The following is a 23,312-nucleotide window of genomic DNA, read 5'->3' on the forward strand; positions in this document are numbered from 1 at the left end:
TCAGGGGTGACAAACTCTAAGCATGGCGGGTGATACCGGATGACATTTTATCGAAACCTTACCATAAAACAAAAACAGATCGTGTGGGCTTGGACGTTCCTTGCATTGCCAGTTCTGTTTTATGGTCTTATTCGTTTCTACCCCACGGCGACGGCATTTTTGATTTCGTTTCAGGAGTGGAACCTGCTTGGTTCGCGTAGCTGGACGGGATTGGATAATTACGTCAAATTGTGGAACGATCCGGTTTTCTGGAAAGTGTTTAAAAACACATTCGCCTATTTGCTTATCGGCACACCTGTCTCGCTTATCCTTAGCTTTATCATTGCCTATCACTTGGACAAATTACGATTCATGCATGGGTTTTTGCGCATGCTTTACTTCTTGCCGTTCATGACTTCTGCTGTGGCAATGGCATGGGTGTGGCGCTGGTTTTATCAAGATGTGCCAATTGGCCTGTTTAACAATCTTCTTGCCAGTGTGGGTATTGCGCAGATTTCATTTTTGAACTCCACCACCAATGCGCTGCCTGCAGTTCTTGCACCTGCTATTTGGGCCGGGCTTGGTTTTCAGGTCATTATATTTATGGCTGGCTTGCGCGCCATTCCAACCAGTTATTATGAGGCGGCCAAAATTGACGGTGTTGGCTGGTGGACTGTTCTTACACAAATTACTTTGCCGCTATTAAAGCCGACAATGGTTTTTATCGTTGTGTTTTCGTCGATCGGCTTTCTGCGTATCTTTGACCATGTGTTCAACATGACAACCAACAATCCCGGCGGTCCGCTGAACTCGACCAAACCACTTGTTTTGATGATTTATGACACTGCATTTAATGGCTTCAATATGGGGTATGCATCGGCGCAAACGGTTGTTCTTTTCATGATCCTTCTCATTGTTTCATTGTTGCAATTACGCCTTTTGAGGAGTGAATAATGACTATAGCTCCTGATGTTCCGGCAGGCATTCGCCCAACAGCCGATGCAGCGTTGGCTGCACCAAAAGGTAAGCCTAAAAACTTAGGCCAGATCATTCGTTGGCTGCTGCTGTTTATTGGCGGCATCATAATGATCATGCCAATTGTTTACATGATCTCGACGTCACTAAAGTGGCCGCACGAAGTCTATAACGTTAATTTGATTCCAGAAGAACCAACTTTAGAGAACTATCTCTACGTTCTTGAAGATGGGCGTTTTTATTGGTGGTTCGTTAACTCGCTCATCATTGCGGTAGTCACGACGATCTGTAACCTGCTGTTTGACAGTCTCGTTGGTTACACTTTGTGTAAATTCCGTTTTCCGGGACGTCAGCTGGTGTTTATAGCGATTCTTTCGACGCTGATGATACCGACCGAAATGCTGGTTATTCCTTGGTATCTCATGTCACAATCATTTGGTTGGCTGGATAGCTATTGGGGCATTATGTTCCCTGGTTTGATGACAGCTTTTGGTACTTTCTTAATGAAGCAATTCTTTGAAAGCGTGCCGGATGATTTTATTGAAGCTGCGCGAATTGACGGACTGAACGAATTCCAAATCTGGTGGACGGTGGCAATGCCGCTTGTTAAACCAGCTTTGGCAGCGCTCGCTATTTTCGTTTTCCTTGGCAACTGGACTGCTTTTCTGTGGCCACTCATCGTTACCAACTCAGTTGATATGTACACCATTCCGGTAGGGCTATCGGGCTTTGGCGACGAGGTTGATGTTGCTTGGGAGCTGATCATGACCGGTGCAGCGATCAGTACAATTCCAACATTGATTGTATTCTTGATTTTCCAACGCTTCATTATTCGCGGCGTGGTTATGGCGGGATTGAAAGGATGATTTTTCCAAAGAGCATCTTCCCAATCATTTGCTGCAAAATCATCAGAGGATAATATGAAAGACACAACAACATTTCCTGACCCTACCTATAAGAAAACGGTGCTTGCGCCGCTTTTCGAAGGGGTTAAGCAGCACTATGCGCAGCACATGGCAGCGATCAATAAAGCGCATTTGGTCATGCTTTCTAAAACCGAAATACTCAACGATGAGCAGGTTAGAAAAATTGCGCGTGCTTTAAATGAAATTGAGCAAGAAACCGATATCGCCGCGCTGCAATATACCGGCGAATATGAAGATTATTTCTTCGTGGTTGAAGCGGCATTGCGCAGCAAGCTTGGCGATCTTGGTGGCATGTTACACACAGCACGTTCGCGCAATGATATGGATCATACTTTGTTCAAGCTTGCGCTGCGAAGCCGTGTGGCCCATTTGCTTGATCAGATGGAAACGCTGATTGCCGCATTGATTAAAAAGGCTGAAGCTGAAGCCGATACGCTGATTGTTGCGTACACACATGGACAGCCAGCACAGCCAACAACATTTGGTCATTATCTTGGCGCGGTGATTGAAGTTTTGATCCGCGATATGGAGCGACTTAATGCGGCGGCGGATAATTTGGAACATTGCCCGATGGGCGCGGCCGCGATTACCACATCGGGCTTTCCGATTGATCGCACTCAAATGGCTGATCTGCTTGGATTTGAAAGCCCGCTTGTCAATTCTTATGGCTGTATTGCTTCGGTTGATTATATCACCGGACTTTACTCGGCGATGAAGCTGGTGTTTCTGCATATGGGGCGCGTTATTCAAGATATGGGCGTTTGGTCGAGCTTTGAAGTAGGCCAGCTTTATGTGCCCAATTCGCTTGTTCAGATCAGTTCTATCATGCCGCAAAAGCGCAATCCTGTGCCGATTGAACATATGCGCCATCTGGCATCGGTAACAGTTGGCCGCTGCGATATGATGGTCAACACAATGCACAATACGCCTTTCACAGACATGAATGATAGTGAAGGCGAAGTGCAGCAGGCTGGTTATGCAACTTTTGCATCGGGTGGCCGTGTGATTGAACTGCTGACTGCTTTTTTGCCAGCTTGTTCAATCAACGCCGACAATGTGAAACGCAATACGGATGCGGCGTGCATCACCATCACCGAACTGGCGGATACGCTTGTGCGCGTAGAAAAACTATCCTTCAGGCAAGCGCATGAAATCGCCGCGGCAACGGCGCATGCTGTGATTGCAGCTAGCAAACCGCTGGGTAAGGGGTTTGCTGATTGTGCCGCGGCATTTAAAGCAGAAACTGGGCGCGATTTAACAATGAATGAAGCTCAATTTGCGCTCGCTACATCAGCTGAGAATTTTGTTGCTGTGCGCAACCGATTAGGTGGTCCTGCGCCAGAAGCACTTGCAAGCGCATTGGCCACTTATACGTCCGCTCTGCGTGAAATTTCTGATCAATGTACAATGCGTAAAACGCGCCAATCAAAGGCCCAGAGCTATCTTGATGTGGCCTTTAATTCACTTTTGGAGTCTTAACTCATGGCCAATCTCGCACTGCGAAACCTGACGAAAGCTTTCGGTAATACCGAGGTGCTTCATGGCATTAATCTTGAAGTTGAAGACGGTGAGTTTATCGTTTTTGTTGGTCCGTCCGGTTGTGGTAAATCAACGACGCTGCGTATGATTGCCGGGCTTGAGGAAGTGACATCCGGCGATGTTATTATTGGTGATAAAGCGGTCAATAATCTGGAACCAAAAGAGCGCGATATTGCGATGGTTTTCCAGAACTATGCGATTTACCCACATATGTCCGTTAAGAAGAATATCGCGTTTGGCTTGCGCTCTTCGAAACTATCTAAGCAAGATAAAGAAGCGCGTATTTTAGAAGTCGCAGGCATTCTTGATATGGTGCCATTGCTTGATCGCAAACCCAACGCATTATCGGGTGGTCAAAGACAAAGGGTTGCCATTGGCCGTGCGATGGTGCGCGATCCGGCGGTATTTCTTTTTGATGAGCCGCTCTCCAACCTCGATGCGCAGCTGCGAACTCAAATGCGGCTTGAGATTAAAAAACTGCACCAGCGGGTCGGTAATACGATCATTTTTGTAACGCATGATCAGGTGGAAGCGATGACGATGGCAGACCGCATCGTCATTATGAAAGATGGTCATATCCAACAGGTTGGAACACCAGAGGAGGTCTACCATAAACCTGCCAATGCGTTCGTTGCGCAATTCATCGGTGCGCCTTCTATGAACATGTTGCCCGGAGCACTTAACAACAAAGGTTTGAAGCTTGATGCAGGCGGCAGCATCAAAGCGAAATGGAATAGCGATACTCAGCGCGATGTTCTGGTGGGTGTGCGCCCTGATGATTTGAGCGTAGCTGAGGGTGATCCTATCGTTAGCGGCAAGGTCACAGTGAGAGAGCCGCTTGGCCCCGAAACATTGATTTATGTTGATACGCCCTCTGGTGAAGTTATCGCCAAAGCTTCTGGCCGCACGCCGCCAGCATTAGGTGAGGAGGTCGTTCTTTGCGCCAATCCGGCCAATCTTCATGTGTTTGACGCTAAAACGGGAATGGCGATACAGTGACCTCTCAAGTTCTTACAAATGCAGTATTGTGCGCTGGGCGGCTTTATTGTGATTTGGTGTTTACAGGCGTGCCAAAAATGCCTGAAATGAACACTGAAATTTTTTGCGATGGTGTTTCATTACATGCAGGCGGCGGCGCATATATTACGGCTGCTGCACTCAATGCTTTGGGCTGGGAGACAAACCTTCTTGCAACATTGCCCGCCAACCCGTTCGACACGACTGTGCTGCGTGATATTAGAAAGAACGGTGTTGCAACAACATACTGCAAGGCTGCTGAATATGGGGCTTCACCGCAAATCACAGTTGCGATCACAGGCCAAGAGGACCGTGCCTTTTTAAGCCACAAAACGGGTGCCGCGCTGCCGCAGATATCTATACCTGATGGTGTTTTTCGTCATCTCCATATTGGTGAATTGCGTACCCTGATTGAGCATCCTGATCTGATTGATCAAGCCCGCAAAAACGACATGACAATTTCTGTTGATTGCGGGTGGGATGATGCACTTTTGGAGCAGGGCAGTGCGCTTCAACCCCTATTGGAGAAAGTCGATGTTTTTCTGCCTAATGAGTCAGAATATGCGCATTTGCTAAAGTCAGGTCTTGGAGAAGGTGCAAGTAAAATCACGGTTGTGAAATGCGGCAATGAAGGTGCGCGCGCTTTGCAGAGGGGGACTTGGGTATCCGAACCAGCTATTAAAACAACGGTTGTTGATGCGACAGGTGCTGGCGATGCTTTCAATGGTGGTTTCCTGTCGAGTTGGTTGCTTGGTAAGACGCTGCGCGAGTGCTTGGAAAATGGTAATCGCTGCGGCAGCGCATCAGTTCAACAGGCTGGTGGTACGGGCGGGCTTTCTCGATTGCGCGCCGAGTTTGGCAGCGCCAATATAAGTGCGGCGCATTAAATCTCATTGTTTAATCTTTGCTCGATGCGATGACATTTTTTAACACCGTGAGCGTTTTGGGATCTGACATTTGGCTGACATTAAAACGCATATAGTGCGCCATTGTTTGTGATGGGCTGAACACATTTCCCGGCGCTAAAACCAAATTATGCTTCAGCGCTTCGCGGGCAATATGAGCCGAATCTAAGCCCGCTGGCAAAGTGCACCAAAGATAAAATCCACCGCGCGGCATGAGCCAAGGCTCAATGCCCAATGCGGATAGTTCTTTTGCAACGCTCAGACGTTTCTTCGATAGTTTTTGGCGCACGTCCTCCATGTGCTTGCGATAACTGCCATCGCTTAAAATGTGGAAAAGCATTTCTGACGTTAAAGGGCTGGGCCCGCCGAAATTGGTTGCAACCTGCAAGTCGATCAATGCTTCAATCCAATCGGTTCTGGCCGCGATATAGCCGCAGCGAATGGAGGCAGAAAGAGTTTTGGAAAAACTGCCAATGCGGATGACGCGCTCCAAGCCGTCTAGGCTTGCAAGGCGCGGCGAGGCGGAAGGCTCAAAGGCTGAAAAAATATCATCTTCGACAATCGTTAGATCATGCTTTGCGGCAAGGCTTAAAAGTTGATGCGCTGTCTGCGGGGATATGGTTGCACCCGTTGGATTATGCAGCGCAGAATTGGTTATATAGAGACGCGGCTTGTGGGCGCTCAACGCTTTCGCAAAGCGCTCCATATTGGGACCTGATGCTGTGTAGGGAACGCTCACCACGTTAACTTCATGGGCTTTGAGCAATGCTTGGAAATTAAAATAGCAAGGGTCATCCACGATGACGCTATCGCCGGGACGCAGCAAAAAGCGGCAAATTAAATCGATGGCCTGCGTTCCTGAAATGGATAACATGATCTGTTCAGGCCGCGCATTTATGCCCTCATCAGAGAGCTGGCGGCCCAGAAAGTGTCGCAGGTTTTTTGATCCGCGTGTGCTGCCATATTCAGACAATAAAGCATCGCTCGCGCGTGCGAGTTTGCGTATCGCTTTGCGAATTGCATCATTGGGCATCCAGTCCGGCGGCAACCATCCGCAGCCCGGTTTCAGCATATTTGTTTCAGCATCGAGTGATTGGCGCGATACCCAAAAGGGGTCAATCTCACGGTCAAGCTTGGGGCCGATTGTTGCCAGATCGAGCGGTGCCAATGGGCTGCATACATAAAAGCCTGAACCGCGCCGCGAGCGAATAATGCCTTCTGCTGCCAAGCGATCATAGGCATCGACCACCGTGGAAGGTGACACATTCATGCGTTTTGCAAAGCTGCGAATAGAGGGCAGCTTTTCGTCGGGCGCGAGGGCACGACTAGCAATTCTGCTGCGGATCGCCGCCATAACATCGCCCGTGCGTGTGCCTGTCATATGTATTGCTCCTGTCTTGATCGCCAGCTGTGCTGGTTTATGTATCCATACAGTTTTACAAAATTGTATTGCTTTGTAGCTGTTTGCACCAGTGGTTTTTGTTTAGCGCTGAGCGTTCAGATCAGGGGTTAAATTATGCAATCATCGACAGCAGGGTGGGGCAGCGGGTTGCTCGGCGTTATTATTTTTAGTGGTTCTTTGCCTGCAACACGCTTGGCTGTTGATGGATTCGACCCGTTTTTTTTAACATCTGCACGGGCAGTGATTGCGGGGTTGTTGGGGGCAGTATTGCTTTGGCTGCTGCGCCAGAAGCGCCCAACAATCAGCGATCTTGGCTCTATGATGATTGTGGCTATTGGCGTTGTTGTTGGATTTCCATTGCTAACGGCGATAGCGTTGCAGCATGTCACATCGGCGCATTCGGTTATCTTTATCGGGCTGTTGCCGCTATCGACTGCAATCTTTGGCGTTATACGCGGCGGTGAACGGCCCAAGCCTGCATTTTGGATTTTCTCCGTCACAGGGAGCTTTTTGGTTGCCGGTTTTGCTTTTTCACAAGGCAGCGCTGGCTCTTTAAAAGGGGATTTGTTTATGACCGCGGCAATCATTGTGTGCGGTCTTGGTTATGCGGAAGGGGCCAGCCTTTCACGGCGACTTGGCGGCTGGCAGGTCATATCGTGGGCGTTGGTTTTATCTTTGCCCATTATGCTTGTAATGGCGGCCGCAACGCTGCCTGTGACATGGCAAAATATCAGTGTGCCCGCGTGGATGGGCTTGGGCTATGTTTCCCTGTTCAGCATGATGATTGGCTTTGTTTTTTGGTATCGCGGCTTGGCGCTAGGCGGCATTGCAGGTGTTGGCCAATTGCAATTGCTGCAACCATTTTTCGGACTGTTTTTATCAGCGATGTTGCTGAGCGAAACCGTGGACCTGTCGATGATCGCCGTCGCTGTGCTGGTGGTTGGCTGTGTTGCAGGCGCAAAACGCTTTGTGTGAAGTCGCGCTCTGCTCAAATCAATGAGCAAAGCGCGTTTTAGCAAGATATGATTAGCGCAAAATGGCGGCGATATTTCCGCCGTCTACCGTTGCAACATTGCCCGTTGTTTTGCTTGCAAGCGCTTGAGACAAGAACACTTCAGCCACATCGCGGGCCGTGACTTCCTGCTGCAAAAGATTGCCTGCCATATAGTCGTCAACGCTGACACCTCTGGCCGATGATCGGTTTGCAATCATATCATTGTCCAAGAGGCCGGAGCGTATACGGTCTGCATTGACTGCGTTTGAGCGCACACCAATGGAGCCATATTCCAAAGCGTATTGGCGCGATAAAAACAGAGTTGCTGCTTTTGGCAGGCCGTAGGCACCAAAGTTTGCACCCGGATTAATGGCTTGTTTGGATGTGTTGTAAAGCAAGCAGCCGCCTGTGCTTTGTGCTTTGAACACGGCAATCGCAGCTTGTGATACGGTCTGGTGGCTAAAGAAGTTTAGCTCAAAACTCTTGCGCAGCGTTGTATCATCCAGTTCGCCAATTGCGCCTTCCCAAGCTGCACCGGCGTTTGAAACGATAATGTCTAGGCCGCCATATTGCTTGATTGCTGCGTCGAATGCCTGCGCAACAGATGCTGCATCCGTGACATCACAGGCAAGGCCTAAATGACCTGCGCCAAGGGATGCTGCGACATGTTTGGCTTTATCGAGTTCAAGATCAGCAACAACAATTTGAGCGCCTTGCTCGGCAAAGACTTGGCACGTTGCTGCGCCAATTGCGCCAGCGCCGCCTGTTACAAAAACAATCTGGCCGTCGAGCGGTCTTTTCTTTGCGGTCGCAAGTTTGGCTTGTTCAAGTGACCAATATTCAAGCTTGAACAATTCGCCCATTTCAACCGGCTTGAATGCGCCGTGCGCCTGCGCGCCTGCAACCGTTTCAATGAAGATCTCGCCGACATCGCCTGCAATTTTTGCATCCTTGTAGGTGCGGCCAAAGCCAATAAGGCCAAAGCCTGGAATAAGTGCAAGGCGCGGCATCGGGTCGAGCATTGTGCGGGCGATATCGTCCTTGGCATCGTGCTCATTGAAATATGCTGTGTAGTCTTTAACGAACTGATCAACCGCCAGCTGAACAGCTTGTTTAAACGCGTCCATTTTGCCTGCTTCAGGCGCAGGTAAAATCACTGGCTTGTTTTTAATGCGGATGGATAGGTCAGGGGTTGGCATACCTCTGGTTGCAAAATCTGCAAGATCGGCAGCATCGACGAAATCTCTGACCTTATCGTTTGTACGATAATCGCAAATAAAGCGTGCATATTCGCCGCCGCCTAATGCATGAGCAACCGCGCCGCGAATGATCGGCAGCACATTTTCTGGCGCTTCAATATTTGCAGGTAAATCGGCTTTTGAGAAAGAAGTGAATTTCCTGTTTTTCTCCACATAATCTTCTGCCGCAGTGACGGCATCGATCATTAAATCATAGGCCGTTTTTGCATCATTAGCGAAAGTGAAAATGCCGTGCTTGTCGAGGATCAAACCATCAACATCAGGGTTCTGCTCATAAACTTCAGCGGCTTTTTTGGCCAAGTCAAAACCCGGCATGATGTAAGGCACAAAGCCAAAGCGATCGCCGAAAATTTCTTGCGACAATTCGAAAGAATTTTCCTGATCGATGATCGCTAACACGCCTGTTGAGTGCGTGTGGTCTACGAATTTATGCGGAATGAATGCGTGAAGTAGCGCTTCAACCGAAGGGTTAGGCGAGCTAGAATGAATGAGGTTTGAGCGCTGTAACTCAACCATCATTTCATCGGAAAGGGAGTCAAAGTTGCGTGTGCGTAGCAGTGGTTCGATCTTAACTGCAGGCAGACCTTCAGGCTCAATAACGCCCATGTCCCAGCCGCTGCCTTTAACGCAAAGAACATCCCATTCTTGCCCGCCAATATCTTTGGCAGTGGTTTTAACCGATGTATTGCCGCCGCCATGCAGAACAAGTTGAGGCACGCGGCCCAGTAATCTGGTCGTGTAAACTCTAAGGGCCAAGTCTTCGTTGACGCCTTGTTTTGCAAGTTCTTCAACGAGGGCTGCTGCGTCGCTATCAATCCAATTATTCTGCATTTTCTTCTTTCATTAAATTCAAATTGTCATGCGCTTTAAGCAAGCTGCGTGTGCATGTTTAAAAGTGTTTGCGTCAGGCTTCTGAATTGGCTTTTTTAAGAAGCAACATCGCCGTTTCATCACAGGTTGCCAGATGTGTTGCATAGCCACCGCGAATGGCGGCCAGCATAGGTTCCACGCGTTTTTGTCCGGACCCGACGAGCAAGCTCATCTCTTTGTCCTTCATCTTATCAAGCGTGACACCGATCATGCGCTCTTCAACATCGGTTGGCATATGATTGCCGTGAGCATCAATTAGACGTCCACAAATCACACCGGTTGCACCGCGCTTTTTGTATTCTTCAAGCAGTGCGAAATCCATGAGGCCGGTTTTCAAAATATGGCTATCTTCATTGCAGGTGCCGCAGGCGAAGATTGTTTTGTTGCAATTGGTCACCGCCGCCATTTGTTCAACAATGACAGGTTCGGCCAAAAGCTGTTGCACCAGATTTTTGTCGGAAAGCAAAAGCGGGACATGAAGATTGACGCAGTGCGCACCGAACTGTCTTGCCAGCATGGCCGAGCAAATTTCAGCGGCAAAGCCTTTTGAGGCAGGGCGCGAGCCGACGAGCTGGACGATCTCTAAATCTTCAATCGTTTGTCTGGATGCAGATTCTGAAATCTGAAAAATAGTCTCGCCCCAAGCAACGCCCAAACGGTCGCCCTTGGTTAAAAGATGCGGCAACCAATCGGCTGCCATTTTTGCAACGCGTGCTGCGGTTGAACCATTTGAGGAGGGCGCAATGCTGACCTCTTTGAGGCCAAATGTGTTGGCCACGGTGCGCGCCAACTCATGTTCAGTGAAGATGTTAGGATCAAGCGAAATGCGAATGTAGCCGCGCTTGCGAGCCTCCGAAAGATAGTTGACCACGGAGGCTCTGGAGATATCGAGTTTATTTGCTATCTCGTTTTGATTAAGCCCCTCGTGATAATAACACCATGTCGCATCCAAGATCGCGCGTTCTTGGCGATCAAGGCGTATGTCATCATTTGCGCGGGGCTTGTTATCTGGCAATGTTAGGACCCTGTCTTTTTGTTTTTAGCCGCAGGTTTCACATTTGCAAATTCAGGAAACATTGCTTGCAAACCTTCGGCCGTGGCGGGCGTCACACCGCGCTCTGTGATTAAACCGGTTACAAGATGGTTTGGTGTCACATCAAAAGCTGGATTGCCGCCTGGCGTTCCTTCTGGTGTTACTTGAACCATTCCAATGCTGCCGTCTGGCATGATGCCTTGCACATGCGTTGTTTCTTGTGCGCTGCGTTCTTCGATTGGAATATCAGCAACACCGTTGGCAATTGTCCAGTCAATAGTCGGAGAAGGTAGCGCGACATAGAACGGCACATTGTTTGCGTGTGCTGCCAGCGCCTTGAGATAGGTGCCGATTTTGTTGCACACATCGCCGCGCCTTGTGGTTCTGTCGGTGCCAACGATCACAAGGTCAACCTTGCCATGCTGCATAAGGTGGCCGCCTGCATTATCAACGATATATGTGTGCGGTACGCCGTGGCTGCCCAGCTCCCATGATGTCAATGCACCTTGGTTGCGCGGGCGTGTTTCATCGACCCAAACATGGATAGGAATGCCGGCATTATGGGCATGATACATTGGGCTTGTGGCTGTGCCCCAATCAACTGTTGCAAGCCAGCCTGCGTTACAGTGGGTTAGAATGTTGATTGTCTCGCCGGGCTTTTTGTTTATTGCGATTCCCTGAATGATCGCCAAGCCGTGCTTGCCAATTTGCGCGTTGATTTCAACATCTTCATCGGCAATTTCATGCGCAAGTTTAAGGGCTGCATCAGCGCGTTGATCTTCAGGCAATGGCAGTAATGCATTTTTGCAACGGTTCAATGCCCATCGCAAATTAACAGCCGTTGGGCGCGTTGCATTAAAATATTCCCACGCTTTTTCCAAATAGGCATTGGATGGATCAATTTTCATCGCCAGTGCCATAGCATAGGCAGCGGTTGCGCCGATGAGCGGCGCACCGCGCACGCGCATTTCCACGATCGCATCAGCAAATTCTTCCATCGTGCCGACGGTCTGTGTTCTGAAATCATGAGGCAGCCAGCGCTGATCAATGATCTCTAAAACGTTTTTTTCTGAATTCCACCAGAGCGACCGGTAGTGCTTGCCGTTTACCTTCATAGGTATTCTCCTGTATTAAACCGCTCGGCCATTGAGGTGAGGGAAGAAATGTCTTTGATGTTTTCAGCATTGAGAATGAGCTCTGCGCCCATCATGATGTTGCGTGCTTCAAGCGGCGCTCTGATGGACGTGTCTTCAATGCTCTCGAAATCTGCGTTGTGTGCCAGTGAAAGCACGCGTCGGTGCATCTCAATGCCGCAAATTGATATTGCGTCTTGTAGAATGTGATCAAGAACGTCGTCGCATGCAGCGGCAGATGATTGGCCTTGGTCTTCAAACAATGAAGCAGGGTAGAGCATGCCTGTGCGTTCTGTGTTCCACAGATGGCGGAACTCGGCATAAAAGTGCTCAAATGTTTCTTTAATGGTTGCGAGTATCCAGCCTTGGTAATCGCTTAAATCGGCTTGGCTGCGGTGCCCGGGCTGGCTGAAATAAGCCATCAAAAAGTTTGCCGTTAGCATGCCGATGTCAAAGCCCATTGGGCCATATTGTGCGAACTCAGGATCAATGATGCGGCTATCATTATCGGTCGACATGATTGAGCCAGAATGTAAATCGCCATGCACCATTGTCTCGGTGTTGGCGGTAAATTTCATCAGCATTTTTTGAACACGGTTCTTAAGAGCAGTATTGCTGCGAATGTTCTTAATGATGCCTTCAAGCTCCGGCGTGTGGTGGTTCATTTCCGCATCATAATAAGGATCGGTAAAGACCAAAGATTCTGTGATTGCCGGAATTTCTACATTGCCAGAAAACAGGCCAACATCGGCTTTTTTGTCGGCGCTTTTCATGGAAAGTTCAGAGCCGCGAAACGCTGTACGCGCGCAGAATTTACCCATTGTCTCTGATAGATTAGCAACTTTTTCACCGGCAATTAATTTGCCGCGTAAAATGATGTGGGGTTGCAAAAACTCCATAATAATAAGCGCTTGCTCATTATTGAAGTAATAAATTTCTGGCACTGTGCCGGGTGCGCGCTGCTGTTGGCGCACCAAAGCTTCGTGCTCATAATAAGCGCGGTAAAGCGGCAGGGGCCATGAATCTCCGACAAGGCGAACATAGGGCAAAGCCTGCTTTACGATGAGGGTTGCGTCTGGCGCCTCCACGATAAACACCAAGTTTAAGTTGCCGTCACCGACCTCTTTTACTTGCCATTTTGACGTGTCAGTGCCGATACGGCTGGTCACTGCGTCAATGGTTTTGAGCCTTGATGCAATAGTGTCAACCGACAGCTCTTGGTAATTGCTTGCCTTTTCCATGGGTACCTCCTGATCTTTAAAGAAAATAAAAATAGTCAATTGTCAAGGGTGTTGACATAAGAATAAATAAAAGCCACGATAGCGATGAGACATACACCATTGGGTGCTCTGGGAGGGGCCATGACATCAACCGTTTTAACAATTGAAGGCGTTTGCAAAAGCTTCGGTAGAAACGAAGTTTTGAAGGGCATCGACCTTACATTGAACGCTGGAACCGTAACGGTTCTTATGGGCGCTAACGGTGCTGGTAAATCCACTTTGGTTAAAGCGATCTGCGGTATTCATTCGGTTGATAGTGGCAACATGCAGCTTGGCGATGCGCCTTATGCACCGGCCACAGCGGCCGATGCTCTTTCTCTTGGCGTTGTGGCTGTTCACCAAAGCATTGATGATGGTGTTATTCCTGATCTGGATGTTGCGACAAATTTGATGTTGGATCAACTGACGAAGCCGGGTGCTAAGACTTTCGTTCGTGATAGAATGATGCGCGAACAGGCAGCAGAAGTTGCAAAATCCATGGGTCTTAAAATGGACGTGCGGATGCGTGTGAGCGATCTTGGCGTTGCTGACCGCCAGATGATTGCAATTGCGCGTGCTATGGCGCGTTCTCCGAAAGTTTTGGTTCTTGATGAGCCCACATCGTCGCTTTCTGCATCTGAAGCGGACCGACTTTTCGCATTGATTGACCGCTTGCGCGATCAAGGTGTTGCGGTTCTTTATATCTCGCACCGTATGTCGGATATTAGGCGGATTGCTAACCGTATTATCTCAATGCGTGACGGGCAAGTTTCAGGCGTCTTTGAGCAAGATAATCTTGATTATGAAGGTGCGGTTACATCGATGCTCGGTCATAAAATGACCGAAGTGAATATCGTGCCGAAAGTATCTTATGCGCCTGTTTTGGAAATTGAAAATCTATCGCTTAAGAAAAACTGGCCTGCGTTTAACCTAACCGCCAATGAGGGCGAAGTCATTGCCGTGACTGGTTTGCTTGGCAGTGGCAAAAGCCAGATGGCGGATATTATTTTCGGCTTGAGAAAGCCCGCAAGCGGCACAATGAAAATTGATGGGCGTTCTTATACGCCTTCAAGTGCGAGCGATGCGATTGCATCGGGTGTCTTTATGTCACCAAAAGACCGCGGCAATAATGCGGTTGTGGGTGCGTTCAATATTTCGGACAATATGAGCCTGCCGTTCCTGCGCGCTTTTAGCAATTTTTCTTTTATTAGCGGTCGCCGGCAGCGCCGCGCGACGACAGAAATGATCAGCCAAATCGGCGTTGTTTGCCAATCTGAAGACGATTCAATCGGCACGCTTTCGGGCGGCAATCAGCAAAAAGTTATGATCGGTCGGTGGTTGTTAAAGCCAAGCCGTGTGCTGCTACTTGATGAGCCGTTTCAAGGTGTTGATATTGGTGCGCGCCGCGATATTGGCCGCCATATCCGCGACACAGCGGGCAACCGTGCGACGATTGTCTTTGTTGCTGAAATTGATGAAGCAATTGAAATTGCTGACAGAATAATTGTGCTCAATGAAGGCAATCTTGTTGGTGAGCACACCAATGAAAATTTAAATCTGGGCGCCTTGGTTGCACAAATCACTGGCGAAAAAGCTGCATGAGGAACTACACTAATGCGCAATGAAGACTTGCGGTCATTTGCCATACGATATGGCTTTATCATTTTATTGGTAGGCCTATCGGTTTACTTCAGCCTCGAAGCGTCTGGCTTTTTTAGCGCGCGCTCGGCTGTGTTCGTTTTCCAATCGGTTGCGATTACAGGCATTTTGGCACTAGGTGTTACCTGCACTTTGGTTGTCGATGGTTTTGATCTATCCATCGGTTCTGTAGCAACCTCTGCGCTAATGCTGTCGGCTTACTCGATGGTTGTGCTTGAACAGCCTGCCTATGTGGCTGTTCTTTTATGTTTGGCAATGGGTGCTTTTGTTGGTCTGGTGAACGGACTGCTGATTGTAAAAATGAAAGTGCCTGATCTGCTTGCAACGCTTGGCATGATGTTTTTGCTCATCGGTTTGCAGCGTATTCCAACGCAAGGTAATTCAATTGCAACCGGTATGAGCCTTGGCGATGGCAGCACTGCAGAGGGCACTTTCTCTGCAGCTTTTCTTTGGCTTGGACGTCACCGTTTTGATCTGGTTTTGGAGCGCCTTGTGCCTGTGCCTGTGGTGATCTTCTTGCTCGTTGCTTTGGCTGTTTGGATTTTCCTTGAATATACGCGCCATGGACGTTTGATGTATGCCATTGGCTCAAATCAGCGTGCTGCCGAATTGGTTGGCGCGAATGTTCAGCGTTACAAAATTATGGCCTATGTCATATCTGGCGTGACAGCATCGATTGGCGGCATATTGCTTGCTGCACGTTTGGGCCGCGGTGATATCGCGTCTGGTAACAATCTGTTGCTTGATAGTGTTGCTGCAGCGCTTATCGGTTTTGCGGTTCTGGGCGCTGCACGTCCAAACGCATTTGGCACGGCTATGGGCGCACTATTCGTCGGCATCCTGTTGCAGGGCATGACGATGATGAACGCCCCTTATTACACCCAAGATTTCGTTAAAGGCGCGGTGCTTGTTTGCGCGCTCGTATTCACTTTCTATCTTTCGTCGAAAAGTTCGGCGGCTCGTAAAGTTTAGGAACACTCAGATAAACCCATGGGAGGATTAAATATGCTGAGAAGACAAATGTTGAAAATTATTGGTGCCGGAGTATCGGTACTTGCTATCGGAGCATCGGCGTTTGCCGCTGACATGCCTGCACCATTCGACAAGCCGGGCGATGTTAAAATCGCATTGGTGCGTTATCTGTCTACAGGTGATTTTTTCCAGTCATATTTGTCTGGTGTTGAAACACAGGCTGCTGCACTTGGTGTAGACTTGCGTGTGCTTGATAGCCGCCAAGATGCTGCCCTTCAGGCGGATATGGTTGATCAGGCGATTTCGCTTGGTGTGGACGGCATCATCATTCAGCATGGTTTGACAGAATCCATGAAAGAAGCAGCGCAGCGCGCTGTTGATGCAGGCATCAAAGTTGTCGCATTTGATGTGAATGTGGAAAACGAAGCTATTCCGCAAATCGAACAGTCAGATTACCAGCTTGGTAAATTGGCGCTCGATCAAGCCATTATAGATAATGGTAATGATTTCACTGCTGGCTATGTTTACGTACCAGGTATTGCACCGCTTGACCGCCGCGATGTTGCTTGGAAAGAAGCAAAAGAAGCCAATCCTGGTATCACAGAAGCTGCAATGTTTGGTACGATGGACAACCCGATTGCAAACTCGGTTGCCAACCAAGCCCGCTCTGTTTTGCAGGCTAACCCAACTATCAATGTTGTTTTTGCACCTTACGACGAATTTGCAAAAGGCGTGAAAATTGCGGTTGATGAAGCTGGTCTAACAGATGACATCGACATCTATTCAGCAGACGTTTCGACAGCTGATATTTCGGCAATGCGTGAACCAGGTTCTGCATGGGTTGCAACCGTTGCAACAAACCCATCAGTTGTTGGTGAAGTGTCTGTACGCACATTGGCATTGATGCTTGCTGGCGAAAATCCAGGTGCTTCAGTGATCGTTCCTCCGACATTGATCACACAGAAATTCCTGAACGAAAACGACATCAAAAACATGGATGATCTGGGATCAAAAATGCCTCAGTTCCAACATGCAGATGTTTCTGTAGCGGACTGGATTCCACTTCCAAAGCGCTAATGGCGCGTTGAGTTAAACGACAATAACGAACCAAGGCCGCTTATGGCCTTGGTCACAAAAACGGAAACTGGACAATGTTGATTGGCATAGACGGACGCATATCGCCGCAACTGCTTTTTGTTTTATCAAGCATGGGGCATGGTGATGAAATCGCTATTGTGGATTCAAATTTTCCGGCAAGCTCGACTGCCGCATATTGCCAGATAGGCGAGCCGATTGATCTGCTTGGTATCAATGCTGTGGAGTGCATTGAGTTGATCGCTGGCATTATGCCGCTCGACTCATTTGTTGAACATTCTGCGCTGCGCATGGAAATTGATAATGCGCCAGATGAGCTTGGTCCTGTGCATGAAGATGCATCTGTTGTTCTGAATAAAATTGCAGGCAATGAAGACAAATTTGGCTCGATTGAGCGACAAGAATTTTATGAAAGATCAAAGTCAGCATTTGCTGTTGTTCGCACTGGCGAGACGCGTCCCTATGGATGCTTTCTGCTGCGCAAGGGCGTGATCTTTTAAGTCGATGGTCAAAATAATCATGAATTTATATCCACGTAATTCGGCTCACCGAATTGCTAGAAGAGGGCTGAACTATGCGCAATAAAAAGACATCAGAAGAGGTTGCACTGGGCATCAGACGCCGCGTGTTTGAGCATTCAATGCGCAACAATGGCGGATATTTGTCTCAAGCCTGTTCGGCAGGCGAGCAATTGGCTTGGCTGTATAATGAAGAGCTGAAATTGGGCGACCCAACGCTGCCAATGATCCCGAAACCGTTCGAAGGTGTGCCTTCGGCTGATAATCCAAACTATCACACAGGCGCTGGTTATAACGGCCCGTTTGAGCCGCAATATGACCGCTTGTTTATCGCGCCTGCGCACTATGCTTTGGTTGCCTATGCAACGCTCATTGAAGTGGGACGTATGGCACCTGAAGGGTTGGAAATGTTCAACAAGGACGGATCATCGGTTGAGATGATTGGCGCTGAACATTCGCCGGGTATGGAAGTGCACAATGGCACGCTGGGTATAGGTCTATCAACGGGCGCTGGTCTTGCCTATGGCCGCAAGCTGAAAGGCGAGCCGGGCCGCACATGGGTTTATATGTCGGACGGTGAAGTGCAAGAAGGCCAGACATGGGAAGCGGTGCAGGGCGCAAGTTTCCACGGCATTGATAATCTTTATGCGATTATGGATGTTAACCAGCAGCAATGTGATGGTGCGATGGATAGCGTGATGGAGGTTGGTGATCTTAAAGCCAAGTTCCAGAATTTTGGTGCGGTATGTGTCGACATTGACGGTCACGATATCAACGCCATGCGCGATGCGGTTAACGAGCCTCATGATGGCAAGCCGCTTATCATTTTGGCCAATACCAACCCGTTTCATTCGATGCCGATTTTGGAAGAGCGCTTTCCGCGTCTTCATTATGTGCGCTTTAAATCTGAAGATGAACGCTCACGCATGAATGTTTCAATTGCAAAAGATCTGGGTGTTGAGCCGGTCGATTACAGTCACTGATTTTACTGATGCGTGTTTGGTTCCGTTCGGAGCGCACGCAAAATGGAGCCTATTATGGTAGAAATGGTATCACGCCCTTATGCGTCCGCTTTTGAAAAGTTCGCAGTCGGCAAACCAGAAATTTTATGTCTTTCAGCCGATTTGACATCGTCGTGTGAAGTCGACGGTTTTCGTGACCGTCACCCAGATCAATTCTTGTCGCTTGGCATGGCCGAGCAAAATATGATGAGTTTTGCAGGCGGTCTCGGTTTGGCTGGCTTTCGCCCATTCATCCACACTTTTGGTGTGTTTATGTATCGGCGCCCTTATGACCAGCTTATGGCATCGATTGCTTATCCAAGACGCAAAGTGCGTTTGATGGGCTTTTTGCCTGGTATTACGACGCCTGGCGGCATGACGCACCAATCGATTGAAGATATTTCGGTGATGCGTTCCATTCCCAATATGACAATCTTGGAAACCGGCGATGCAACCGAAGTTGAAAGCATCTGCGAAGCGGCCGATTCAATTGATGGTCCGGTTTGGTGCCGCGTGTTGCGCGGCTCTGTGCCGCGTCTGTTTGATACGCCAATTAAAGTTGGTGAAATGCGCGTGCTGTCAGAAGGCGATGATATTCTGGTTGTCACATCGGGCATCACAACAGAAGAAGCGATGCGTGCACGCTCAGCGCTAAAAGAGGCTGGTCTATCCATCCGCCATATTCACCTGCACACAATCAAGCCGTTCGATCACAAGCAATTGCTCGATCATATTGGTTCGGTCAAACATGGTGTTGTGACAATTGAAAACCATGTCACTGAAGGCGGTGTTGGCTCGCTCGTTGCTGAAACAATGGCCGATGCGGGTGTGGGCAAACGTCTCGTGCGTTTGGGCCTTAAAGACACCTATGCGCATGGCGGATCACGTGCTTATCTTATGCGCTATTATGGCTTGGATGCGCTGGCGCTTGTTGGCGGCATTGAAGACATTATGGGGCAGAAATTCGGTATCACTGAAGAAGACATGGAAGCTGCCCGCGTTGATGATGTTCACTCGCTCGTTAAAGCCGAGGCGCTGTAATGGACCGCTTCAATGTAACGTATCGTCTGTTTGCAGACACAGAAACTGAGGCAAGTGATTTTGCCGCAGCGATTGCTTTGGAAAACACCGTGGAAATTCCGCGCGATGTTGTGCCAAGTGGTTACATTGAAGATGTCGTGCTGGGCAAAGTGGAATCTGTTGAAACGGAGACAGATAAAACTTGGCTCGCACGTATCAGCTATCACATCGATGCTGCGGGCGCAGAATTGCCGCAGCTTCTCAATGTGATGTTTGGTAACGCTTCGATTTTGAAGGGTGTTAAACTCGTCGAATTTTCGTTCAATGATGATGTGCGATCGCTCTTCCCGGGTGCACGATTTGGTGCGGCGGGTTTGCGCCAATTGATTGGCAAAAAATCTGGCGGCTTTGTTTGTCCGGTTATCAAGCCACAAGGTTCAAGCGCAGAAGAGCTTGCCGAGCTTTGCTATCAAACTGCGCTGGCTGGCGCTGATATTATCAAAGAAGATCACGGTCTTTCGAACCAGAAAAACGCGCTTTTCAAAGACCGGATTCCACTATGTGCGGAAGCGGTTGCTAAAGCCAATGCGCAACGCAAGGCGAATGGTGATAGCAGTCAGGCGATCTATATGCCGAATATTGGCGGGCACGGCGATGAAGTTGAAGAGCTGGCCTTTTATGCCAAGGAGCATGGTGCACAAGGATTGTTGCTCATTCCGGGATTGTTTGGCTTTGACGCGATGCAACGTTTGGCGCGCAATGACAGTTTTGGTTTGCCGATCATGGCGCATCCGTCCTTTGCGGGTCCTTTCGTTTTATCAGAAGATACGGGGTACTCCCACGGCTGTTATTTGGGCGATCTCATGCGTTTGGCGGGGGCTGATATTAGCGTTTTCCCGAACTATGGCGGCCGCTTTGGTTTCAGCAAAGAACAGTGTCTTGAAATCGTTGATGCGTGTAAATCTGATACGGGTATCGGCAAGGCAATTTTGCCAAGTCCGGGCGGCGGCATGAGCATTGAGCGTTTGCCGGAAATGTATGACACTTATGGCGATGATTGCGTGTATTTGGTCGGTGGTTCGTTGCTGCGCTACGGCGCAAAAATTGGCGATGCGATTAAACAGATGAGTGCCGCGTTAAACAGTTCTGTTTGAAGCTAATAATATTATTGCAGGCCTGCTCGGGGCGTGGTTGCACATACCATATGTAGCTCATCAATCGCCGTGTTGATGGTGAGCTTTGCGCGGTCTAATGCAAATTGATCGCCAAATTCAGCCGAGACGCGTAGCGGGAAAATCCATGATTTTACTTCTTGGGCAGCGGCAGCAAAGGCTGCGCCCTTAGCGCCGTTCGGTGCTTCAATGTGCATATATTCATTGATGATGACTTGATCGACATGATCGCTATTTGTGAGTTGATCAATATAGGCACGTAGTTTTGGAAAGCTGGTCATAGGGCAAGAACTTCATGCTGAATTGCGTGATGGTTCTTTTGTAAAATTGCGCCTTAAGCTTTGCAATTGATCTGCTGGTCTACACACAGCTTTCCACTTGTGAATGTGCATCAGCAGCCAGTGCTGCAACATGCACGAACGACTTCGTTGTTTTGGCAGCAATCCTCCATAAGATATTTGATCAAACCACCAACCGCTTCAAAATTGACATGGTAGGTAATCTGACGTGATTGACGCGTTGATGTCACCATGCCTGTTTCATCCAATGCTGACAGATGAAAGGAAGCTCTGGATGGCGTCGCACCAACCTTCTGCGCGATATCGCCCGCTGACATGCCATCTGATCCTGCGGCCACGAGCTGCTTTAAAATGCGCAGTCTTGTTTCATTTGATAGGGCCGAAAATGACAGGATCGCTTTTTTTTCATCCATATTTCAAATATCCTTGAAATGTTATTCATATGGGTGTTATAGAGCGTTTCAAGAAAAATTGAAATAATGGAATTTAGTATGACGCTGCAAGAATTACTTGACGATTTAAAATCTATGGCGGGGGATATGCCGTTGGTGTTTGTCACACAGGTTGGCGATATTGGGCCGGGCTATCACATAACGGAGTTTAAGCACGCTAGGGTGACAGGCATTGATTGTGGTGCGCGGCAGGCCCAATGGGATGAAACAGCCATTCAATTGCTTGATGGTGCTCAAGGGACACATATGAGTGTCGGTAAATTCGCCGGAATTTTGGAGCAATCAATCAAACGTATCGCAGACCTTGCAAGCCCTGATACGCATGTGGAGTTTTCTCATGGTAATATCGGTATGAGAACTTACAGCATAACGCCGCCAGTACAGACTGAAGGGCGGGTAGAAGTTCAACTGAGCGAGGGTAGAGCTTATTGTAAGCCTGCTCAAGATCAGCAGGTCAGGGCTCTTGCCGCAAGCTCTGCTTGTTGTTCAGGATCAACATCGCAATCTGCATGCTGTGGCTAAAATATTGATTTGAAAAAGCGCATATTGCCGTGATTCCGCTGGTTATGCGGCAGCTAAATTGCTTGCCTGTACCATCTGATCACGGCCATTGTTTTTGGCTTGATAGAGCGCTTTATCTGCTTCATGCATGGCTTGCGAATATTTAGTTTCTTGCGCGAAGAATTCAGATATGCCGGCGCTGACAGTAATGGGAAAACTTCGCCCGTTGAAGTGAATGGGCGTGGATCTTACATTTTGCAAGATACGCTGTGTGATTGTTTCTGCTTGCTCTGCAGTCGTGTCACGAAGAAATAAAGCGAATTCTTCACCGCCAATACGGACAGCCAAATCGGAATCTCTGGCATTTAATTTCAGGATTCTGGCAAAGGAAACCAGTGCTTTGTCACCGCCGTCATGTCCATATTTATCATTGACCGCTTTAAAATAATCAAGATCGAATACGACAACAGAATTGACATTTCCAGATTCTTCGGTGTTATTTTCAACCGAAATTTCAAGCCCGCGCCTGTTCATAAGCCCTGTCAACACATCTGTGTTTGCAGCCGTTTCCAGTTTAATCGTTGCTTCAAAAAGCGCGTGTTCGCGCTCAATGAGTGTGCCAAGAATAACGGTTGAAATAATAGAAGCAGGCAGTAAAAATGGGTAAACATTCCATATTATTTTATTGGCTAATTCCCAAGGCAAAATATAAAGACCGACAAGCTGCAATGAAATCATTGTGCCACCAATGACAAGATGGTGGAATTTTGGTCGCCCCTTACATTTGCATATTTTAATCCAAGAATATCCGAGGATTGCTGCAAGTATAATGCCGACAACACCGGGCAGTGCGCCTTCACCACCGATATAAAATCTTGCGGCACTGGTTGCGATGGAAACAACAATTGCGGCTGGCAACCCGCCAAATGCGGCACCAAGCCCAACCATAATTGCACGGCCATCGATAATAATACCGGGTGCAAATTCAACAGGGGTTATCATCGAGAAAATTGCAGCGAAGGAAAACAAAACACCGGTTATGAGCGATTTTTGCAATGGTGTGCATTTAGCGCGGATAATAATCCCGAACGCTACAGCTGTCAGCGCCATGATGCCGACTGCTTCGATAAATGCCACAACTAAAGCGGTTTTTAACATAAATCACATTTCCCAAGTATATCTTTCTTGATATCGTATACTGGTAAATATAATGTTTAGTGTATGTGCTATCTTTTGCTTTGGTTAATGAATTGCCTGTACTGAGCTTGTTTCTATTTTTATGTATAGAAATCTTACATAATGCTGTCGCGTGGTATTGCTTATGGTGCTCGC

The 23,312-nt window shown here is 48.4% G+C and carries 22 protein-coding genes; 14 read left to right on the forward strand and 8 right to left on the reverse strand.

Going from position 1 to position 23,312, the window contains the following annotated elements; all coding sequences use genetic code 11:
* Positions 1–39: 39 nt before the first annotated feature.
* The 5 genes from N530_RS0110465 to N530_RS17880 are packed head-to-tail and all read left to right on the forward strand — an operon-like array spanning position 40 to position 5,323.
* Positions 40–933, forward strand: coding sequence for a carbohydrate ABC transporter permease (locus N530_RS0110465; RefSeq protein WP_026480661.1), 894 nt, complete (start codon positions 40–42; stop codon positions 931–933).
* Positions 933–1,820 (forward strand): carbohydrate ABC transporter permease, encoded by an 888-nt coding sequence (locus tag N530_RS0110470; protein WP_026480662.1) that lies wholly within the window; start codon positions 933–935, stop codon positions 1,818–1,820. The genes N530_RS0110465 and N530_RS0110470 overlap by 1 nt, the downstream gene beginning before the upstream one ends.
* 54 nt (positions 1,821–1,874) lie before the next feature.
* Positions 1,875–3,359, forward strand: a complete 1,485-nt coding sequence (gene argH, locus N530_RS0110475) for an argininosuccinate lyase (protein ID WP_026480663.1) — start codon at positions 1,875–1,877, stop codon at positions 3,357–3,359.
* 3 nt (positions 3,360–3,362) lie between these two features.
* Positions 3,363–4,418 (forward strand): ABC transporter ATP-binding protein, encoded by a 1,056-nt coding sequence (locus tag N530_RS0110480; protein WP_026480664.1) that lies wholly within the window; start codon positions 3,363–3,365, stop codon positions 4,416–4,418.
* Positions 4,415–5,323 (forward strand): carbohydrate kinase family protein, encoded by a 909-nt coding sequence (locus N530_RS17880; RefSeq protein WP_051540891.1) that lies wholly within the window; start codon positions 4,415–4,417, stop codon positions 5,321–5,323. The genes N530_RS0110480 and N530_RS17880 overlap by 4 nt, the downstream gene beginning before the upstream one ends.
* Positions 5,324–5,333: 10 nt before the next feature.
* Here N530_RS17880 and N530_RS0110490 read toward each other — a convergent pair whose 3' ends face one another.
* On the reverse strand, positions 5,334–6,722 hold the full coding sequence (locus tag N530_RS0110490; RefSeq protein WP_026480665.1) for a PLP-dependent aminotransferase family protein: 1,389 nt from the start codon (positions 6,720–6,722) through the stop codon (positions 5,334–5,336).
* A 135-nt stretch (positions 6,723–6,857) separates the two neighbouring features.
* On the opposite strand from N530_RS0110490, the gene N530_RS0110495 reads away from it, so the two are divergent.
* The gene (locus N530_RS0110495; protein WP_026480666.1) at positions 6,858–7,718 is read left to right on the forward strand and encodes a DMT family transporter; all 861 of its coding nucleotides are present in this window, start codon (positions 6,858–6,860) and stop codon (positions 7,716–7,718) included.
* A 51-nt stretch (positions 7,719–7,769) separates the two neighbouring features.
* Here the strand turns inward: N530_RS0110495 and N530_RS0110500 are convergent, their stop codons facing one another.
* The 4 genes from N530_RS0110500 to mtnK all read right to left on the reverse strand — a co-directional run bounded on the left by N530_RS0110500 (position 7,770) and on the right by mtnK (position 13,273).
* Positions 7,770–9,827 (reverse strand): bifunctional aldolase/short-chain dehydrogenase, encoded by a 2,058-nt coding sequence (locus N530_RS0110500; protein WP_026480667.1) that lies wholly within the window; start codon positions 9,825–9,827, stop codon positions 7,770–7,772.
* A 73-nt stretch (positions 9,828–9,900) separates the two neighbouring features.
* A complete protein-coding gene (locus N530_RS0110505; RefSeq protein ID WP_026480668.1) occupies positions 9,901–10,881 on the reverse strand; it encodes a sugar-binding transcriptional regulator in 981 nt (326 codons plus the stop codon).
* Positions 10,882–10,883: 2 nt separating this feature from the next.
* Positions 10,884–12,014: an S-methyl-5-thioribose-1-phosphate isomerase gene (mtnA, locus tag N530_RS0110510; RefSeq protein WP_026480669.1), complete on the reverse strand. Its 1,131-nt coding sequence runs from the start codon at positions 12,012–12,014 to the stop codon at positions 10,884–10,886.
* Entirely contained in the window at positions 12,011–13,273 is a 1,263-nt protein-coding gene (gene mtnK / locus N530_RS0110515) for an S-methyl-5-thioribose kinase (RefSeq protein ID WP_026480670.1), read from the reverse strand. Before mtnK ends, mtnA begins: the two co-directional genes overlap by 4 nt.
* Positions 13,274–13,393: 120 nt before the next feature.
* On the opposite strand from mtnK, the gene N530_RS0110520 reads away from it, so the two are divergent.
* The 7 genes from N530_RS0110520 (at position 13,394) to N530_RS0110550 (ending at position 20,710) form a co-directional block, all read left to right on the forward strand.
* The gene (locus tag N530_RS0110520) at positions 13,394–14,893 is read left to right on the forward strand and encodes a sugar ABC transporter ATP-binding protein (protein WP_026480671.1); all 1,500 of its coding nucleotides are present in this window, start codon (positions 13,394–13,396) and stop codon (positions 14,891–14,893) included.
* 12 nt (positions 14,894–14,905) lie between these two features.
* Positions 14,906–15,922, forward strand: a complete 1,017-nt coding sequence (locus tag N530_RS0110525; RefSeq protein ID WP_018689267.1) for an ABC transporter permease — start codon at positions 14,906–14,908, stop codon at positions 15,920–15,922.
* 48 nt (positions 15,923–15,970) lie between these two features.
* Complete coding sequence (locus N530_RS0110530; protein ID WP_018689268.1) at positions 15,971–16,999, forward strand: substrate-binding domain-containing protein; 1,029 nt, start codon at positions 15,971–15,973, stop codon at positions 16,997–16,999.
* A 74-nt stretch (positions 17,000–17,073) separates the two neighbouring features.
* On the forward strand, positions 17,074–17,517 hold the full coding sequence (locus tag N530_RS0110535) for an RbsD/FucU family protein (RefSeq protein ID WP_026480672.1): 444 nt from the start codon (positions 17,074–17,076) through the stop codon (positions 17,515–17,517).
* A gap of 74 nt (positions 17,518–17,591) precedes the next feature.
* Positions 17,592–18,518, forward strand: a complete 927-nt coding sequence (locus tag N530_RS0110540; protein WP_026480673.1) for a transketolase — start codon at positions 17,592–17,594, stop codon at positions 18,516–18,518.
* Between the two features lie 54 nt (positions 18,519–18,572).
* Complete coding sequence (locus tag N530_RS0110545; RefSeq protein WP_018689271.1) at positions 18,573–19,577, forward strand: transketolase family protein; 1,005 nt, start codon at positions 18,573–18,575, stop codon at positions 19,575–19,577.
* Positions 19,577–20,710, forward strand: a complete 1,134-nt coding sequence (locus tag N530_RS0110550) for a RuBisCO large subunit C-terminal-like domain-containing protein (protein WP_026480674.1) — start codon at positions 19,577–19,579, stop codon at positions 20,708–20,710. The genes N530_RS0110545 and N530_RS0110550 overlap by 1 nt, the downstream gene beginning before the upstream one ends.
* Before the next feature lie 11 nt (positions 20,711–20,721).
* Here the strand turns inward: N530_RS0110550 and N530_RS0110555 are convergent, their stop codons facing one another.
* Together N530_RS0110555 and N530_RS0110560 are read right to left on the reverse strand one after the other, a co-directional pair.
* On the reverse strand, positions 20,722–21,009 hold the full coding sequence (locus N530_RS0110555; RefSeq protein WP_026480675.1) for a hypothetical protein: 288 nt from the start codon (positions 21,007–21,009) through the stop codon (positions 20,722–20,724).
* Between the two features lie 110 nt (positions 21,010–21,119).
* Positions 21,120–21,440 carry a helix-turn-helix transcriptional regulator gene (locus N530_RS0110560; protein WP_026480676.1) on the reverse strand — a complete coding sequence of 107 codons (321 nt, stop codon included), beginning with the start codon at positions 21,438–21,440 and terminating at the stop codon, positions 21,120–21,122.
* A gap of 78 nt (positions 21,441–21,518) precedes the next feature.
* Between N530_RS0110560 and N530_RS0110565 the strand changes: the two genes are divergently transcribed.
* The gene (locus N530_RS0110565; RefSeq protein WP_026480677.1) at positions 21,519–22,001 is read left to right on the forward strand and encodes a DUF6428 family protein; all 483 of its coding nucleotides are present in this window, start codon (positions 21,519–21,521) and stop codon (positions 21,999–22,001) included.
* Positions 22,002–22,043: 42 nt separating this feature from the next.
* Here the strand turns inward: N530_RS0110565 and N530_RS0110570 are convergent, their stop codons facing one another.
* Entirely contained in the window at positions 22,044–23,138 is a 1,095-nt protein-coding gene (locus tag N530_RS0110570; protein WP_026480678.1) for a diguanylate cyclase, read from the reverse strand.
* Between the last annotated feature and the right edge of the window lie 174 nt (positions 23,139–23,312).

This window comes from Ahrensia sp. 13_GOM-1096m (genome assembly GCF_000620605.1).
GTDB classification, from domain to species: domain Bacteria; phylum Pseudomonadota; class Alphaproteobacteria; order Rhizobiales; family Rhizobiaceae; genus Ahrensia; species Ahrensia kielensis.